Source organism: Stenotrophomonas sp. YJH_SMC_122 (assembly GCF_059369535.1).
Genome location: NZ_JCAFST010000003.1, coordinates 121865 through 139134 on the forward strand (window position 1 = coordinate 121865; position 17270 = coordinate 139134).

General features: G+C 63.8%; 13 protein-coding genes and 1 pseudogene. 6 read left to right on the top strand and 8 right to left on the bottom strand.

What is annotated here, in order from left to right; all coding sequences use genetic code 11:
- Nucleotides 1–1092, bottom strand: a complete 1092-nt coding sequence (locus AC5P66_RS05930; protein WP_241896230.1) for a glycosyltransferase family 4 protein — start codon at nucleotides 1090–1092, stop codon at nucleotides 1–3.
- A gap of 168 nt (nucleotides 1093–1260) precedes the next feature.
- Between AC5P66_RS05930 and AC5P66_RS05935 the strand changes: the two genes are divergently transcribed.
- Nucleotides 1261–2073 carry an FkbM family methyltransferase gene (locus tag AC5P66_RS05935; RefSeq protein ID WP_158229697.1) on the top strand — a complete coding sequence of 271 codons (813 nt, stop codon included), beginning with the start codon at nucleotides 1261–1263 and terminating at the stop codon, nucleotides 2071–2073.
- A complete protein-coding gene (locus tag AC5P66_RS05940) occupies nucleotides 2070–3185 on the top strand; it encodes a glycosyltransferase (protein ID WP_099495934.1) in 1116 nt (371 codons plus the stop codon). The genes AC5P66_RS05935 and AC5P66_RS05940 overlap by 4 nt, the downstream gene beginning before the upstream one ends.
- Here the strand turns inward: AC5P66_RS05940 and AC5P66_RS05945 are convergent.
- Genes AC5P66_RS05945 through AC5P66_RS05955 form a run of 3 tightly spaced genes read right to left on the bottom strand, consistent with a single transcriptional unit; the run spans nucleotide 3148 to nucleotide 6486 of the window.
- A complete protein-coding gene (locus AC5P66_RS05945; RefSeq protein WP_241896229.1) occupies nucleotides 3148–4344 on the bottom strand; it encodes a lipopolysaccharide biosynthesis protein in 1197 nt (398 codons plus the stop codon). The two genes, AC5P66_RS05940 and AC5P66_RS05945, sit on opposite strands and share 38 nt — an antisense overlap.
- 43 nt (nucleotides 4345–4387) lie before the next feature.
- Nucleotides 4388–5602, bottom strand: a complete 1215-nt coding sequence (locus tag AC5P66_RS05950) for a glycosyltransferase family 4 protein (protein ID WP_241896228.1) — start codon at nucleotides 5600–5602, stop codon at nucleotides 4388–4390.
- Nucleotides 5603–5613: 11 nt separating this feature from the next.
- On the bottom strand, nucleotides 5614–6486 hold the full coding sequence (locus AC5P66_RS05955; RefSeq protein WP_049405668.1) for a glycosyltransferase family 2 protein: 873 nt from the start codon (nucleotides 6484–6486) through the stop codon (nucleotides 5614–5616).
- A 363-nt stretch (nucleotides 6487–6849) separates the two neighbouring features.
- Here AC5P66_RS05955 and pilB point away from each other — a divergent pair, with 363 nt between their 5' ends.
- Nucleotides 6850–8580 (top strand): type IV-A pilus assembly ATPase PilB, encoded by a 1731-nt coding sequence (pilB, locus tag AC5P66_RS05960; protein WP_099495931.1) that lies wholly within the window; start codon nucleotides 6850–6852, stop codon nucleotides 8578–8580.
- Nucleotides 8581–8664: 84 nt separating this feature from the next.
- Here pilB and AC5P66_RS05965 read toward each other — a convergent pair whose 3' ends face one another.
- Nucleotides 8665–10038 carry a sigma-54-dependent transcriptional regulator gene (locus AC5P66_RS05965; RefSeq protein ID WP_099495930.1) on the bottom strand — a complete coding sequence of 458 codons (1374 nt, stop codon included), beginning with the start codon at nucleotides 10036–10038 and terminating at the stop codon, nucleotides 8665–8667.
- 60 nt (nucleotides 10039–10098) lie between these two features.
- Nucleotides 10099–11712, bottom strand: coding sequence for a sensor histidine kinase (locus AC5P66_RS05970; protein WP_049416945.1), 1614 nt, complete (start codon nucleotides 11710–11712; stop codon nucleotides 10099–10101).
- A gap of 406 nt (nucleotides 11713–12118) precedes the next feature.
- On the opposite strand from AC5P66_RS05970, the gene sucC reads away from it, so the two are divergent.
- The 3 genes from sucC to AC5P66_RS05985 all read left to right on the top strand — a co-directional run bounded on the left by sucC (nucleotide 12119) and on the right by AC5P66_RS05985 (nucleotide 16002).
- The gene (sucC, locus tag AC5P66_RS05975) at nucleotides 12119–13288 is read left to right on the top strand and encodes an ADP-forming succinate--CoA ligase subunit beta (protein WP_049416943.1); all 1170 of its coding nucleotides are present in this window, start codon (nucleotides 12119–12121) and stop codon (nucleotides 13286–13288) included.
- Nucleotides 13289–13312: 24 nt separating this feature from the next.
- Nucleotides 13313–14188: a succinate--CoA ligase subunit alpha gene (gene sucD / locus AC5P66_RS05980; protein WP_005418610.1), complete on the top strand. Its 876-nt coding sequence runs from the start codon at nucleotides 13313–13315 to the stop codon at nucleotides 14186–14188.
- 179 nt (nucleotides 14189–14367) lie between these two features.
- Nucleotides 14368–16002 (top strand): NAD+ synthase, encoded by a 1635-nt coding sequence (locus AC5P66_RS05985; protein WP_099495929.1) that lies wholly within the window; start codon nucleotides 14368–14370, stop codon nucleotides 16000–16002.
- A 24-nt stretch (nucleotides 16003–16026) separates the two neighbouring features.
- On the opposite strand, the pseudogene AC5P66_RS05990 reads toward AC5P66_RS05985, so the two are convergent.
- Nucleotides 16027–16299: pseudogene (locus tag AC5P66_RS05990) on the bottom strand (lipase family protein); the annotation flags it as partial.
- A gap of 80 nt (nucleotides 16300–16379) precedes the next feature.
- Nucleotides 16380–17267 carry an outer membrane protein assembly factor BamD gene (locus tag AC5P66_RS05995; protein WP_032960726.1) on the bottom strand — a complete coding sequence of 296 codons (888 nt, stop codon included), beginning with the start codon at nucleotides 17265–17267 and terminating at the stop codon, nucleotides 16380–16382.
- Nucleotides 17268–17270: the final 3 nt, after the last annotated feature.

Genomic DNA, 17270 nt, shown 5'->3' on the forward strand with positions numbered 1-17270 from the left:
TCAGGGGTGATTTGGGCGTGTCGCCTCTAGAAGAAGCGCTTCCATCTGAATGGCTCGTTCTTCCCAGTCGAAGGCCCTCAGGTCGGTATTGGAAAGCGGCATCTGAAGCTGAAGGTCGATGGCTTCTACGAGATCATTGATGTCGCCGGGGACGTATGTGCGTACTGCGCCCCCGCCGATCCGTCGTGTGTCACCAACGTCTGAGGCGACGATCGGTACGCCACAGGCAATCGATTCCGCTAGCTTCAATGGGTAGCAGAAACGCCCAAACCCTGAATTGCGATTGCAGACTACCGATACATCGAGTGAATTGATTAATAACGGGACCTGCTTCCAGCCGATGACGCCGAAATCGATGATCCTGGGATGTGGGTAGCGGTGAAGGGTGGTATCCCTAGGGCCGGCAATGACGAGGTGGATGTCGGGGTAGCGCTCTGAAAGTGCCTGGAATGCTCGGAATAGATCTTCAATCCCCCTGCTTTGGTCGAGGGCGCCGGCACAGCCAATCAGGCGAGCCTTCACGGGAAGACCAAGCATCTCCCTGCTGACACGTTTGTCGATCGGATGAAACAGATCCCGGCGGACCGCGTTGCCAATGACATGTACTGGAACAGGTGTTGAAAGAGTGGATTTCACGTGATCAGCCAGGGCATGTGTTACTGCGCTGATTGCCTTTGAGCGCGCACATGCGCGACGGAAGGCGGCGCGCATGCCTGGGATCCGGCTGAGTCCGAAAGATTCGTAATTGTCGTAGAGATCTGCAACGTGAGGAGTATGGATGTGCTTCGCCAAGCTTGCACCGAGCACGGTGCATGGTGCATCGGAGCTTGTCAGGAGGACATCGATAGGGTGCTTCTGGTGAAGTCGCCTGATTGCACGTTCTAACTGGATGGTCTCGAGTGAAAGAGCGTTGATGGAACGCCATTGAACCCCTGCCGGAGACAGGAAATTGCCGGAATCTCGATGCCGATAGCTCAGTACGATTCCGCTGATGGCATGCCCACGGCGCGCAAGTGCTTCCGGGATTTCCCAGAGTCGGCCATAGCGGTCGTCGATGAGGTCGCGTCCGGTGTACTGCCGCTTGCTGAGCATGAGGACATGCATGGACTGACCTGTATGGAAAATCAGATGGGTAGTGCATCATCATGGGCCAGTTGAAGGTGGGAAGTCACCTGCGGGGGGGGCATGGGATTTGCAACAGCGCTGAGGAGGGTGGGTAATCAGCTGCGCATCGGGGAGCGGCCGGGCTGGGTGCAGAGCATGCTACGCCGCCTGTTCCGTCACGCCCGCGGGCGGCAGACAGTGCGCGATTTCGATGGCCGGTTCATCATGACCCTCGATCTTGCCGAGCATATGCAGCGTCGCATGTTCTGGATGGGCTACTACAACCTTCGCCTCGTCTCTCTCCTCGACCATCTCCTTGAGCGGGGAATGACCGTGATCGATGTGGGTGCCAACATCGGGGAGATTAGCCTGGTCTGCGCGAATCGAGTGGGCAGTGCCGGTCATGTCGTCGCATTGGAGCCGATAGCCGGGATTGCTGACGAATTGCGATTGAATGTGCGGCGCAATGGGCTGCAGGGGATAGTGCAGGTCCATCAGCAGGGCTTGGCAGGAGAGGCTGGCCGGCAGGCGATCTATGCGTCCTGCGGACAGCATGACGTGAATGAAGTTCATCAGGGACTGGGGAGCCTGCATGGAACCGAGGGTGTCGACCAGCGTATTGGAATGGTCGACATAACAACGTTGGACGAACTCGTAAGGCGTATTGGCCTGTCACGGTTGGATTTTTTGAAGGTCGACATTGAAGGCGGTGAGTTGCCCTGTCTGCAGGGGGGCATCGAAACGTTACGACGCTTCCTGCCGATAATCGCAGTGGAAGTACAGGAGCGCTCCAGCCTGGCCGCTGGATACCATAGTCGGGAGATTCTGGAGCTGCTATCGCCATTGGGCTATCGCTTCTATCGCTTGGAGGCGAGGCGGCGGTTGGTTCGGATCGGTGTTCAGGATCTGCGTGACTATCAGGATGTGATCTGCATTGCAGGGCCGGTCCGGGCCTTGGAGGTTGCATGATCTGGCTGCTGGCCAGCCGCTGGGAAGCCGGCGGATTGGAGCGCGTGCAATTGAACCTCGCGCGTGGCTTCAAGAAGAGAAAATGCTCGGTGAGTATCATCGCCGGGCGTGATCTGAATGGGCCGGGTGACAATGGTGAAGTGACGTTCATCGCTCCGCGCGGTGCGTGGCAGATGCTCCTTGGATTGCCCTTGCGCATCCGACGTGAGCGGCCACGCGTCGTGGTCACTACCTCCAACGACATTGCGGTATGGGTCACCTTCTGGCGCCGCATTCTCTATCCTTCTACGGCAGTCGTTGTGGCTCAGCATCTTTCGCTGTCAGGGCCCAGGCGGGCGGCTCGTGGGTTTGTCAGGCTCAAACTGGAATTGATTCGTTGGGCGATGCGGGGCATGCTGGCGCGGTCCCAGGGTCTGGTCGCTGTTTCTGTGGCGTTGGCGACAGAAATGGCGTCTGAGCTGAAGCTCCCTCGCTCCGGAATACGAGTTATTCACAACCCGTTGGTCAGTACGGAGGGTGTGCAGGCAAGGCACATTTCTCAGGCGTGGCCCTTCCCGCATGACGATGTTCCGGTTTTTATCTATGCGGGGCGCCTTTCACCGGAGAAGCGCCTCGATCTTCTTTGGGAGGCATTTGTGCTGGTGCGAGCCACCCATCCGGCACGTTTGCTCATACTGGGACAGGGGCCGGAAGGTGCGCGTGTGGCCCAGTGGATTGAGAGGAGCACATTCCAGAGCGACTGCGCGCTGCTGGGGCGGGTGGAGGATGCGCTGCCCTGGATGGCCCGAAGCACGGCGCTGGTGCTGCCGTCAGACTACGAAGGGTTTGGCAATGTCCTGGTCGAGGCCATGAGTTGCGGCGTTCAGGTGATTGCTACCGACTGCCCACACGGTCCGTCGGAAGTCTTGGGCGGCGGTCAGTTTGGCCAACTGGTGCCTGTGGGAGATGCGCATGCATTGGCCCAGGCCATGAGGAATGTGCTGAATGGAAGGCGGCAGGTGGCTGCTGAAGATCTTCGCGAACGTAGCAAGGCATTCTCCATCGATGCAGCCTGTGAGGCGTATCTGGAGCTCTTCAGCTTGGCAATTGAGCGACTTCAGAGCCGGGACTGAAAATCACAGTCAACCATGCGGCCATTGCCATCAGTGCTTCTGCGACGATGATCATCCAAACCGCTCCCAACAGTCCGTGTGCAGGAATCCAAGTTGCGGCGATCAAGGTCATTATCATCAGCCCGAGAGTCTCGATGATGAATCGATGCATTTTCTTGCCACGTCCAATCAGCACATTACAGGCGATTTGGCGCAGGCTGTAGCCGATGATGAACAGGCCCATCCATTGCAGGCCGGGAATGGCAGCAGAGAACTCAATACCGAGCACGGAGGGCAAGATGCCGGCGGTACACCACAGCACGAGGCCCCCCAGCGTTCCATACGCCGTCGCGACCAAGATCATTGAAACGATCAGGTGTAGATGCTGGGGGGACACTGGTTGCGCACGGAACAACCGCGGCATCGCTGACATGACCATTGCATCGAGTGGCATCGCAATTACCGCCGCGATGCGATAGCACGCAGCATACAAGCCGGCTAGCTCGCTTCCACCTGCATGCAGGACTAACGATTTATCCAGCGTAGTCACGGCAACGGCAGAACTCCATGCAGCGGCGTGTCCGGTGCCATGCTTCAAATCGCTGCGTCCGATCTGCAGGTGTGCTGGGCCGGGGCGCAGTATTCGCCGGACCAGCATGAGGGCCAGCACCGCGCTGCATGCCGAAGAGGCCAGGTGCAGCAATAGATAGGTCGTCAGGTTGTGGTCGACCGGTAGCAGCCCGAAGATGCAGATGGCTGCAAGCCTCATGCCTGCGTTCAATGCGGGGAGGGCAGCGGCCCAGCCCAAACGATCATTGGCTGAAAATGCGAATGCAGCATTGGTGACGATAGGGAATGCGATGATCTCCGAAAGCGCGACAAGGCCGAGTGCGGGCCACGACATCAAGCCAGCGGTCAGTAGAGAAAAGGCCAAGGAAAGTGGCGCTGCGCTCAGGGCGCAGAGTACAAGGCTCTGCTTCCAATAACGGGGAAACTTCCCGTGGTCCGCAGTGCTGTATTGATACATCAGCATGCCGCTGCCCAGCCCGACTAGGCCGGCAAGAGCCGAGGCCGTGCCAACCGTGCCGGAGAACAGGCCGTAGTCGGTTGCCCCCAAAACGCGAGCGCCGAGGATGATCCATGCAGCCAAGCACGCCATCCGCATGCCCTGCCAGAACATCACCAGGATCGAGGTCCTAGCAAGGTTGCCAAGGCGCGGTAGCCTAGCGGGCATTCTGGGGCTCCATGATGGCGCGTAATCGCTTCGCATAGTCTGCGGCGACTTGCGAATGGTCGAAGCGAGCTACCAGCTCAGGTCGTTGTGCGTGCGCCCACGCTTGCGCCTGTTCCGGTGCACTCAGCAGTTCGATGAGTACGCTTGCAAGCGAAGCTGAGGATCGTTGCATGGCCACATAGCGAGGCGGGCCCGCTGGAAATGCATCACGTACTGCCGGCACGTCCGTGGTCACGACCGGGCAGCCGCAACCGAGAGCTTCCACAGTAACCAATCCAAGCCCCTCCTGATCTCCGTTGCGGGCCTCGACGAAGGGAGCGACGAGCGTAGTCGCACGTTGGTAGTAGGCGGGAAGCGCGTTCTGCGTCACCGGACCGACGAAACGGACGTGCTTTTGCAGACCTAATGCTGCCACCTGAGCTTCCCGTTCTGGTAGTTCCGGCCCGTGTCCGATGATGGTGAGAAAGACCTGGGAATGACGAGCCAGAACGAGTGGCAAAGCATCAATCAGGTACGTCAATCCCTTCTTCTCGACCAGTCGTCCGACGAACAGCAGTTCGTTATGTGCCCGCTTCACTGGGGAGGGGACAAAGCGATGTTGAAGGTCCACGCCCATTGGCGAAACCGCCAAGGGAAGGTTCGCCGCTAATGCGCGAAAGGGCGCCACCATCGCCTGACTGACGACGCTGGCCGCTTGTGCGCGAGCTAGGGAGAATCGTTTCACGGCCGAGAGAAGCCGCCCCTTCAGAGAGAAGAGATCTCCGCCATGAGATGTAATCAGCATCGGGGGGCGGAGGCGTCTTGGCAGCAGCGCGCTTGTGAGTCCCTGCGGAATGATCCAGTGTGCATGCAGCACTTCGTGACGATTTCGCCGCAGCTCGCGTTGCAATGCCCACCACTGACACAGCAGGAACGTGGGCAACAGTGCAAGCATCCAAGGGCGGCGGCGCAAGTTGGAGGTGATGCCACCACCATTGACAAGTTGCTCCATGCATTCCGGCGCGTAGCGATAGCGAATGACCTGTACACCGTCCAGTTTCTCTTGGGTGGCGGCGCCAGGAGCGTGAGGACATAGCACAGTGACCCGGAAATCACCGGTCAGATGCCGGCTGAGGGCGTGCACGAACCCAGGCTCGGTATCTCCTTCCCACCGCGGATAGGTGGACGCCACGACCAGCAGCCCCGGAAGAGAGGCGGTCTGCATGCCTCCCTCAGTCACTCGGTTGAGTCCTTCCGCGATGCAAGGTAGGTAAGGCCGGTGATCTGCTCCGATACCAAGCCGATAAGGAAGATGATCACCGATGCGCTGAACAGCAGTGTGCTCATGTTGGTGAAGCGATGCATGGTCGCGAATGTATACCCGTAGTAGCCCAAGCCCAGAAGGAAGAAGGCCAGCGCCACGGGTGCGAACAGCTTCAGGGGAGAGTACAAGGTGGCAATCTTGAAGATGATCAGCAGGAAGCGGATTCCATCCTTGATCGGACGAATGTGGCTACCGTTCCCCACACGCTTCGCGACAGGAATGGGGACATAGGCAACAGGGTAGGCGCTTCGGAAGAATGCCATGGTGCTGGTCGTTGGGTAGCTAAATCCGTTAGGCAGCAAATGCAGGAACTCGCGGAAGCGTCGCGCGCGTACCGCACGGAAGCCCGAAGTCAGGTCCATTACTTTGAAGCCGGTCATATGGCTGGCCAGCCAGTTGTAGAATCGATTGGCAAGGCCGCGGTGAACGTTGGCTTGGCCGCTGCTGTCGCGAGCGCCGACGACCATGTCGTAGCCTTCGGACAGCTTATCCAGCAATGCCCGGATGTGGGCCGGGTCATGCTGCCCATCGGCATCCATGAACACCAGAATGTCTCCACAGGCTGCGCGTGCGCCACGTTTGATCGAGGCACCGTTACCCATCGAATAGGGGCTGGAAAGCACCCGAACACCTTGTTCCCGCGCAATTGTTGCGGTGGCGTCGGTGGAGCCGTCATCGACTACGATGATCTCTGCAAGTGGGTACTGCAAACGAAGTTCCGGCAGCGTGCGAAGAAGGCCTTCGGCTTCATTCTTGGCCGGCAGGATGATGCTGAGCTGATTCAAAGTGTGTCCCCATTTTCCCCGGTGCAATGGTACTCCGCTGCGGTGCCTGAATGGGGCGGGGAAGGAGCGGAAGGAAAGGCACGGGTCAGACCTCCTCCAACCTGAAGTAGTCTGAGGAGCGGCTGTAGACGAAAGCGATGTGGAAACATGTGACCAGAAGGGATGTTGGTGGGCCGTTGACGGGGCTATCATCCCCGGGGGAGTCAGGATCGTGCCTGCCGGGCTGGGAGTGCCGGGCGAGGCAGTCATGCTGAAGGATTGGCGTCGTCGTCGGCCAGCGGGTCGCGGCAGGTTCTGCTGCCCTGTGCGGTGCCCCTGGAAGGCGCGCCGCACTGCCTGACCCATGATGAGCCAAGGATTCATATGAACGCCGTAACCACCGCCAACCTCGTCGGCATCACCGGCCTGGCCCGTCGCCTGGTCCAGGATGGTGCGCTGGACGAGGCTTCCGCCCGCGACGCCATGGCCAAGGCCGCTGCGGCCCGCCAGCCGCTGCCGACCTGGTTCGCGCAGAACAAGGTGGTCGGGGCGGCCCAGTTGGCGGCGGCCAACGCGGTCGAGTTCGGCATGCCGCTGTTCGACGTGTCCACGTTCGACGCCAGCCAGAACGCGATGAGCCTGGTCAGCGAGGAGCTGCTGCGCAAGCACAACGTGCTGCCGCTGTTCAGGCGCGGCGGCAAGCTGTTCGTGGGCACCAGCAACCCGACCCATTCGCTGGACGAAATCAAGTTCCACACCAACCTGGTGGTGGAGCCGATCCTGGTGGATGAAGACCAGATCCGCCGCACGCTCGAGCAGTGGCATGCCAGCCATGACACGCTGGGCGACGCGCTGAGCGGTGACGACGATGGCATTGGCAACCTGGATGTGTCCGGCGGTGACGAGGACATTTCCGGAGCCGGCGACGCCGGCATCGACGCCAAGGGCGATGACACCCCGGTGGTGAAATTCGTCAACAAGGTGCTGGTGGACGCGATCCGCAAGGGCGCCTCGGACATCCACTTCGAGCCCTATGAAGATGACTACCGCGTGCGCCTGCGCATCGATGGCCTGCTGAAGATGGTCGCGCGCGCGCCGGTGAAGCTGAACCAGCGCATCGCCGCACGCCTGAAGGTGATGGCGCAGCTGGACATCGCCGAGAAGCGCGTGCCGCAGGACGGACGCATCAAGCTCAACCTGTCCAAGACCAAGCAGATCGACTTCCGCGTGAGCACGCTGCCGACCCTGTTCGGCGAGAAGGTGGTGCTGCGTATCCTGGACGGCAGCGCGGCCAAGCTGGGCATCGACAAGCTGGGTTACGAACCGGACCAGCAGAAGCTGTTCCTGGAGGCCATCCACAAGCCCTACGGCATGGTGCTGGTAACCGGCCCGACCGGTTCAGGCAAAACGGTGTCGCTGTATACCGCGCTGGGCATCCTCAACGACGAGACGCGCAACATCTCCACCGCCGAAGACCCGGTGGAAATCCGCCTGCCCGGCGTCAACCAGGTGCAGCAGAACAACAAGCGCGGCATGACCTTCGCCGCGGCCCTGCGCTCGTTCCTGCGACAGGATCCGGACATCATCATGGTCGGCGAAATCCGCGACCTGGAAACGGCCGAGATCGCGATCAAGGCGGCGCAGACCGGCCACATGGTGCTGTCCACGCTGCACACCAACGATGCGCCGCAGACCATCGCGCGCCTGATGAACATGGGCATCGCGCCCTACAACATCACCAGCTCGGTGACGCTGGTGATCGCCCAGCGCCTGGCGCGCCGGTTGTGCAACAACTGCAAGCGCCCGGCCAACCTGCCAGAGCACGCGCTGCTGGCCGAAGGCTTCACCCAGGCGCAGCTGGACGCGGGTATCGAGCTGTACGAGGCGGTCGGCTGTGATGAGTGCACCGAGGGCTACAAGGGCCGTACCGGTATCTACCAGGTGATGCCGATGACCGACGAGATCGCCACGATCGTGCTGGCCGGTGGCAATGCGTTGCAGATTGCCGAGGCCGCGCAGCAGATCGGGGTGAACGATCTGCGCCAATCGGCGTTGAAGAAGGCGGCGGCGGGCATTACCAGCCTGGCCGAGATCAACCGCGTTACCAAGGATTGAGGTCGATCCACGCCGTGCGTGGATGCCGCGATGCATGAGGTTGCCGGCCAGCGGCCGGCACTACCAGATTGGGTGACCCTGTGCTTACTCCATCCCCAGCTTCTTCAGCTTGTAGCGCAGCGCGCGGAAGGTGATGCCCAGCTGCGCGGCGGTACGGGTCTTGTTCCAGCGGTTTTCTTCCAGCGCGCGCTGGATGGCGCTGCGTTCGAGCTGTTCGATGTACGAGGGCAGGGCGGCGTTGCCGGGCTGCAGGTCCACCACGGCTTCGGCATGCGCTGCGCTGCCGGGCGTGCGTGGGGCATGCTGCGGCAGGCGCAGGTCGTCGGCGCCGATGCAATCTTCTTCGGCCAGTGCCAGCGCGCGTTCCAGGATGTTCTCCAGTTCGCGTACGTTGCCGGGGAAGGCGTACTGGGCCAGCGCGTCCAACGCCGACGGCGCCAGCAGCGGCGTCGGGCGGCCATGGCTGCGGGCCAGCCGTGCCAGTACCGACGCGGCCAGTTCCGGCAGGTCCTGGCGACGCTCGCGCAGCGGCGGCACCCTCAGTTCGATCACGTTGATGCGGTAGTACAGGTCGTGGCGGAAGCGCCCGTCCTCGACCAGCTCGGCCAGGTCCTTGTGGGTGGCCGAGAGGATGCGCACGTCCACCGGCTCTTCGTTGGCGGCGCCGACCGCGCGCACCGACTTTTCCTGGATCGCGCGCAGCAGCTTCACCTGCATCTGCAGGGGCAGCTCGGCCACTTCGTCCAGGAACAGGGTGCCGCCATGCGCGGCCTGGAACAGCCCGGGCTTGTCGGCGTGGGCGCCGCTGAAGCTGCCCTTGCGGTGGCCGAAGAATTCACTCTCCATCAGCTCGCCGGGAATGGCACCGCAGTTGACCGGCACGAACGGGCCGGCCGCGCGGGCGCCCTGGGCGTGGATGGTGCGTGCGACCAGCTCCTTGCCCACGCCGGATTCGCCGAGGATGTAGACCGGCGCCTGGCTGCGCGCGACCTTGCCGATGGTGGTACGCAGCACGTCCATGGCCGGCGAGTCGCCGAGCAGGCGTGCGCCCTGTTCGGCGGCGGGGCCGGGTGCAGGGCGCTCGGTGTTGTTCAGTTCCAGCGCGTGCTTGACCAGGCCACGCAGCACGGCGATGTCCACCGGCTTGCTGACGAAATCGAAGGCGCCGGCCTTCAGCGCTTCCACGGCCAGGTCCATGCTGCCGAAGGCAGTGATCATCGCCACCGGCGTGCGCGGGTAGTGCTGGGCGATCTCGCTGACCAGCTCGATGCCATTGCCGTCCGGCAGGCGCATGTCGGTGATGCACAGGTCGTACGGATTGCTGGCCAGCAGTTCGCGCGCTTCGGCAAGGTTGGCTGCGGTACTGATGCGCAGCCCCATGCGGCCGAGCGTCAGTACCAGCAGTTCGCGGATGTCGCGTTCGTCGTCGACGACGAGGGCGCTGCGGGTTTCGTTCATGGGCGTGAAAGATAAACGAGGGGGCTGGAAGCGACAAATGTTTGACGCACAGAATCGAGATCAGGTGGGCAACAGCGTATGCGGGCCGGGCAGCACCAGGCGGAAGCAGGAGCCACCGGCCGGAACCGGGATGTAGTCCAGCCGTGCCTGGTTGGCCCGGCACAGCTCGCGGGCGATGTACAGGCCCAGCCCGGTGCCGTGCTCGGAGGTGGTGAAGAACGGCCGGAACAACTGCGCGGCCACGCTCTCGGGAATGCCGGGGCCACGATCCATCACGTCGATGACCGCACTGCGCTCGTGCTGCGCCACGCGCAGGCGCACCCGCGCCGGCTGCTGGCCGATGCGCCCGTACTTGAGCGCGTTGTGCACCAGCACGGTCAGCACCTGGTAAAGGTGCTTGCTGTCGACCTGGGCCAGCACCGAGGTGTCGTTGATGATCGGCTCGATGCTGTCGGTTTCCAGCGTCTGCCCCTGCTTGTACTCCAGCACGAAGCGGCGCACGAAGGCGGCCAGGTCGACGTTTTCGGGCGTGGCGCGCTCGCGTCGGGCCAGGCCCAGCACGCTTTCGACGATGCCGTTGGTGCGCTGGCACTGCTGGCGGATGATCTGCAGCAGGCGGCGGTCGCTTTCGTTGAAGCCGGTGCCTTCTTCCAGCAGCTGCACCGCGTAGTTGATCGCGGCCAGCGGGTTGCGGATCTCGTGGGCGAGGCTGGCCGAGAAGCGCCCCATTGCTGACAGGGTGAGCGACTCGGCGCGGCGCGAGACCACGCTGGAATCGTCCAGGAACACCAGGGCCAGGTCGCTGCCGGCCAGCAGGCGCGCGAAGCGGGGCTGCACTTCGGGCTGGTCGGGGTTGAGCTGCAGCGGCAGTTCGTCCTGGGCCCAGCCGTTGCGCCAGCGCTGCAGGCGACGGGCGAGTTCCGGGGCGGCGCTGGCCAGGTCCAGGCGGCCGCTTTCGCCGCTGCCGTCGCTGTCACCGAGCAGCATCGAGGCGGCCTCGTTGGCCAGGGTGACACGGTTGTCGGCGTCGACCACCAGCACGCCGGTGCGCATGCGGCGGATGATCAGCTCGTTGATCTGAAACAGGTTGGCCACTTCGTCGCCGCGCTGGTTGGCCAGCTGCTGGTTGCGGCGCGCGCGGCTGCCGACCTGGTAACTGATGAAGGCCAGTGCCAGGTAGCTGGTGGCGAACATCGCCAGTTCGGCCAGGGTGCGGGTGGGGTCGCCACCTTCCAGCAGCTTCCAGGTGTATTCCACGCCGGTGGCGAGGCTGGCGGCCAGCGCCAGGCCCAGCCCCAGGCTGAGCGGCAGCAGGGTGGCGGCGGCGGCGATGTTGAACAGCAGCGACATCGAGATGCCGGCGCTGGCACCCGGCAGGGCATGCGACAACAGGGTGGCGGCCACGATGTCCACCAGCACGCCGCTGACCACGATCGGGCGCAGCCAGCGTTCGTTGCGGCCGATCACCAGGGCCAGCAGCGACAGCACCAGGTAGATGGCGGCGACGGTGTCGGCCAGCCGCGGGTGGTCGGCTTCGCCGACCATGGCCGAAAGCGGGCTGTAGAGCAGGGCGGCGATGACCGAGGCGATCAGCACCCGGTACAGCGCGAAGAAATACAGCTCACGCCGCGGAATCGATTCGATGCGGTCGATCAATGAAGCACTGGGTGACACGCCGGAACTCCCCTTCTGGCTGCCTGGGTCTGGAATCTGCGGCGGGCCTGCCCGGCGTCCCCTGGGGCCGGCGGTACGTCGCTTCGATGTGGCCTGCGGTGGAAGCCGTCGAGCACCCCCGACGCTGCACACCTTGGTTGACCAGTATAGGGCCCCGGGCAGGGGCCCGCCGGTACGGCCCGGATCGCGCATTTGGCCCGGGCTGGATACCGCTGGCCAGCCGGCCCCCGGGCGCAACTGCCTGAATGACGGCGGAAATCTGGCCGGTTCTGGCGTTTTGTACAGACTTCTTTGCGCCCCGGCGCCGGCTCGGCCACAATAGTGGGCCCGCCGCGGTCCGTGCCGGTGCCTCTTCCAGGGGGCCCTGAGGAATTGCGTGCGGTCGTTCCTATTCCCACGGTGACGCATGAATTTCCACGAATACCAGGCAAAACAACTGCTTGCCGAATACGGCATCCCGGTCCCGGCCGGCAAGGTCGCGGCGACCCCGGACGAGGCGGTTGAAGTCGCCCAGTCGCTGGGCCAGGGCCCCTGGATGGTCAAGGCGCAGATCCACGCTGGCGGCCGCGGCAAGGCTGGCGGCGTCAAGTTCTGCAAGACCGTCGACGACGTGAAGGCCGCAGCGGCCAAGATGCTCGGCACCAGGATGGCCACCTACCAGACCGCCGGCGTCGAGCTGCCGATCAACCTGGTGCTGGTGACCACCGCCGGTGAGATCGTCAAGGAGCTGTACCTGTCGGTCCTGGTGGATCGCGGCACCCGCACCATCAGCTACATCGCCTCTTCCGAAGGCGGCATGGAAATCGAGCAGGTCGCTGCCGAGACCCCGGACAAGATCCACACCCTGAACGTGGACTTCGTCGAAGGCGTGCAGGGTTACCACGGCCGTGACATCGGCTTCAAGATGGGCCTGACTGCCAAGCAGGCCGGCCAGTTCGCCAACATCATGGTGAACCTGTACCGCATCTTCAACGAAAAGGACCTGGCGCTGGTTGAGATCAACCCGCTGGCGATCCTGGACGATGGCAACCTGTACGCGCTGGACGGCAAGTTCAACAGCGACGACAACGCCAACTTCCGCCACAAGGAACTGGTCGCAATGCGCGACAAGTCCCAGGAAGATGAAACCGAAGTGACCGCTTCGGAGCTGGACATCAACTACGTCACCATGGACGGCAACATCGGCTGCATGGTGAATGGTGCCGGCCTGGCCATGGCCACCATGGACGTCATCAAGCTCAACGGCGGCGAGCCGGCGAACTTCCTGGACGTGGGCGGCGGTGCCAACAAGCAGCGCGTCATCGAGGCGTTCAAGCTGATCCTGTCCTCGGACAAGGTGGAAGGCATCTTCGTCAACATCTTCGGCGGCATCGTCCGCTGCGACATGATTGCCGAAGGCATCATCGCCGCCGTGAAGGAAGTGGGCGTCAAGGTTCCGGTCGTGGTGCGCCTGGAAGGCACCAACGTGGAAGAAGGCAAGCAGCTGCTGCGTGACAGCGGCATGGCCATCATCCCGGCTGACAACATCAACGACGGCGCCAAGAAGGTCGTTGAAGCGGTCAAGAACGCCGCCTGATCCACGACACCGAAGGAAATTCCCATGTCTGTTTTGATTAACAAGAACACCAAGGTGATCGTGCAGGGCTTCACCGGCCAGCAGGGCACCTTCCACGCCACTCAGATGATCGAGTACGGCACCCAGGTTGTTGGCGGCGTGACCCCGGGCAAGGGTGGCACCACCCACATCGACCTGCCGGTCTTCAACACCGTTGCCGATGCCGTGCAGAGCACCGGCGCCAACGCTTCGGTCATCTACGTGCCGCCGCCGTTCGCGGCCGACGCGATCCTGGAAGCTGCGGCTGCCGGCATCAAGGTCATCGTCTGCATCACCGAAGGCATCCCGGTGCTGGACATGCTGCGCGTCAAGAACGTGCTGACCCGTTCCTACCCGGACACCGTGCTGATCGGGCCGAACTGCCCGGGCGTCATCACCCCGGGCGAGTGCAAGATCGGCATCATGCCGGGCCACATCCACAAGCCGGGCAAGATCGGCATCGTGTCGCGTTCGGGCACCCTGACCTATGAAGCGGTCAAGCAGACCACCGAAGTCGGCCTGGGCCAGTCCACCTGCATCGGCATCGGCGGTGACCCGATCAACGGCCTGAACTTCGTCGACTGCCTGAAGCTGTTCAACGAAGACCCGCAGACCGAAGGCATCATCATGGTCGGCGAGATCGGCGGTGACGCTGAAGAAGCCGGCGCCGAGTACATCAAGAACCACGTGAAGAAGCCGGTCGTCGGTTTCATCGCCGGTGCGTCGGCTCCGGCCGGCAAGCGCATGGGCCACGCGGGTGCGATCGCCTCGGGCGGCAAGGGCACCGCGGAAGGCAAGTTCGCCGCGATGGAGGCCGCTGGCGTGGTCACCGTCCGTTCGCCGGGCGACCTGGGCGCTGCCATCGCCAAGCTGGTGAAATAAGATCGACTGCCTCCGGCAGACGATGCTGTAGAGCCGGCCGCTGGCCGGCTGCCTGAAACAGAAGGGCCGCCTTGGGGCGGCCTTTCTGCGTCTGGCGTGGGGCCAGATCCTTTTGCTGCGCAAAACGGATCTGACCCCGGCGTTACAATGGAAGCATTGCAACCACAGGCTGGATTCCCATGGCTTCGATCCGCATCGCGATGGCGCAGTTCGACTTCCCGGTCGGCGACGTCGCCGGCAACACCGAGCGCATCATCGAGATGATCGGCCAGGCGCGCGACGAGTACGGCGCCGAGCTGGTGATGTTCCCCGAGCTGGCGGTGAGCGGCTACCCGCCGGAGGACCTGCTGCTGCGCCCGGGTTTCCTGTACGAGTGCGAGCAGGCGTTGACCCGCATCGCCACCGCCTGCCGTGGCATCACCGCCGTGGTCGGCTGGCCGCAGGCGGCTGGCGCGGTGGTCTACAACGCCGCCAGCGTGCTGCGTGACGGCCTGGTCGAGCAGACCTACCGCAAGCGTGAGCTGCCCAACTACGCCGTGTTCGACGAGCGCCGCTACTTCGATGTCGATCCGGATGGTGGCAGCTGCGTGTTCGAGGTCAATGGCATTCCGGTCGGCCTGCTGATCTGCGAGGACCTGTGGTTTGCCGAGCCGCTGGCCGACACCATGCGCGCGGGTGCGCAGCTGGTGGTGGTGCCGAATGCTTCGCCCTACGAGCGTGGCAAGCACGCGCAGCGCGACGCCGTGCTGGCCGCGCGTACCCGCGAGAGCGGGGCGGCCATCGCTTACCTCAACGTGGTGGGCGGCCAGGATGCGCTGGTGTTCGACGGTGCTTCGGTGGTGGCGGATGGTGATGGCACGGTGCACCCGGCCGCTGCTGCCTTCGTCGACCAGTGGCTGGTGGTGGACTACGACGGTGAGACCCGCCGCTTCATGCCGCATGTGTGGATGGACGACGGCGACGAGAGCATGGACGCGCTGGCCTGGCGCGCGGTGACCCGTGGCATCCAGGACTACTGCCGCAAGAACGGCTTCAGGAAGGTGTGGCTGGGCCTGTCCGGCGGCATCGACTCGGCCCTGGTGCTGGCATTGGCCGTGGATGCGATGGGCGCGGAGAACGTGACCGCCGTGCGCCTGCCGTCGCGCTACACCGCCGGCCTGTCCAACGACCTGGCCGCCGAGCAGTGCCGGGCGCTGGGGGTGAAGCTTGAGGCTGTGTCGATCGAGCCGGCGTTCAAGGGCCTGATGGAATCGCTGGCGCCGATGTTCGAAGGCACCGCGCCGGACGTGACCGAAGAGAACCTGCAGTCGCGCAGCCGCGGCGTGATCCTGATGGCGCTGGTCAACAAGTTCGGCGGCCTGCTGCTGACCACCGGCAACAAGAGCGAGTACGCGGTCGGCTACGCCACCATCTACGGCGACATGTGCGGTGGCTATGCGCCGCTGAAGGACCTGTACAAGACCGAAGTGTTCGGCCTGTCCAAGTGGCGCAATACCGTGGGCGGCGCACCGGTGATCCCGCCGGCGGTGATCAGCCGCCCGCCGTCGGCCGAGCTGCGCGAGAACCAGCTGGACCAGGACTCGCTGCCGGCCTATGACGTGCTGGACGGCATCCTGTACCGCTACATCGACCAGGAGCAGTCGCGCGGGGAGATCGTGGCCGCCGGCTACGACGCAGCCGTGGTCGACCGCGTGCTGCGCCTGGTGCGCATCAGCGAGTGGAAGCGGCACCAGGCCGCGCCGGGGCCAAAGGTCTCGCGCCGCGCGTTCGGCCGCGAGCGGCGCTACCCGATCAGCAACGGCTACAAGGGCTGAGGCAGCGCCTGGCGGGTAGTGCCGGCCGCTGGCCGGCATCAGCGGTTGGCTGAAGCCGCGGCGCGGTACGCCGAGATAGTCGTACAGCGCCGCCCAGATGCCCGGCACGCTGGCCAGCGGTGCAGTGAACATGCTGCCGGTGTCGGCGCCGTCCAGCGTGGTGGCCAGTTCGCCCAGGCACTGCTCGCGTGCCACTGCAACACGGGCGCGGCCGGCGTCGCTGAGGACGCGGTCGATCTGCGGCGCGACCTGCAGCAGGCCATCGAGCAGGTACGCGTGGTAGGCGTTGACTGCACCGGCGCCGAGAGGTGGACGAGGAAAGCAGTCGAGCATGGCCCGACTCCACAAAGAAGAAGGGCCCCTTTCGGGGCCCTCGCTTACTTCTTTTCCAGTCGCGCGTTGCGCTGGCCAGTGCTGGCGGACTTCTCGCCGGCGAACGGGTTCAGCTTGCGGATCATCCACGGGTACTTCGGCCACTTGCCTTCCAGCCACGGGTGGTCCGGCTGGTTCAGCTGCAGGACGCGGCGGGCGTCGTCGGCCAGGGTCTTGTTGCCCAGGTGGGTGTAGGAATCGGCCAGCACGGCCACGGCGTCGTACTGGAAGGCGCTCTGCGGGTAGGTTTCCAGCAGGTAGTTGGCGCGGCCCACGGCTGACACCCAGGCGCCGCGGCGCATGTAGTACAGGGCGTTGTCCAGTTCGTGCTGGGCGAACACGTCACGCAGCTCCAGCATGCGCTGGCGCGCATCGGCGGCGTAGCGGCTGTTCGGGTAACGATCCACCACGATGTTGAAGTCCGAGTACGCCTGGTGCGGCGTGGACAGATCGCGGCGGCTGGCATCCAGCGACCATACGCGGCGCAGGAAAACCGTACTGCGGTTGGAGTTGGCCAGGCCGCGCAGGTAGTACAGATAGGCAATGTTGCGGTGGGTCGGGTAGGTACGGATGAAGCGGTCGATGCTGGACACCGCGTCATCGTGCTTGCCGGCCTTGTACTGGGCGTAGGCGGTTTCGATCATCGCCTGCTCGGTGTAAGGACCGTACGGATACTGGGCCACCAGGCGGCGGAAGCTGGCTTCGGCGCCGCTCCAGTTGCCGCCCTGCATCAGCTTGTGGCTTTTCTCGTACAGCTGTTCGACCGGCACGCCTTCATCGGGGCGATCACCCTTCTTGGCGCCGCGATGGCAGCCGGTTGCGGCGATGACCAGCACCAGCAGCAGGGCGGTGAGGCGGACGGGCGCGGAGAGCATGGCGGAGCGTCGGATCATGGG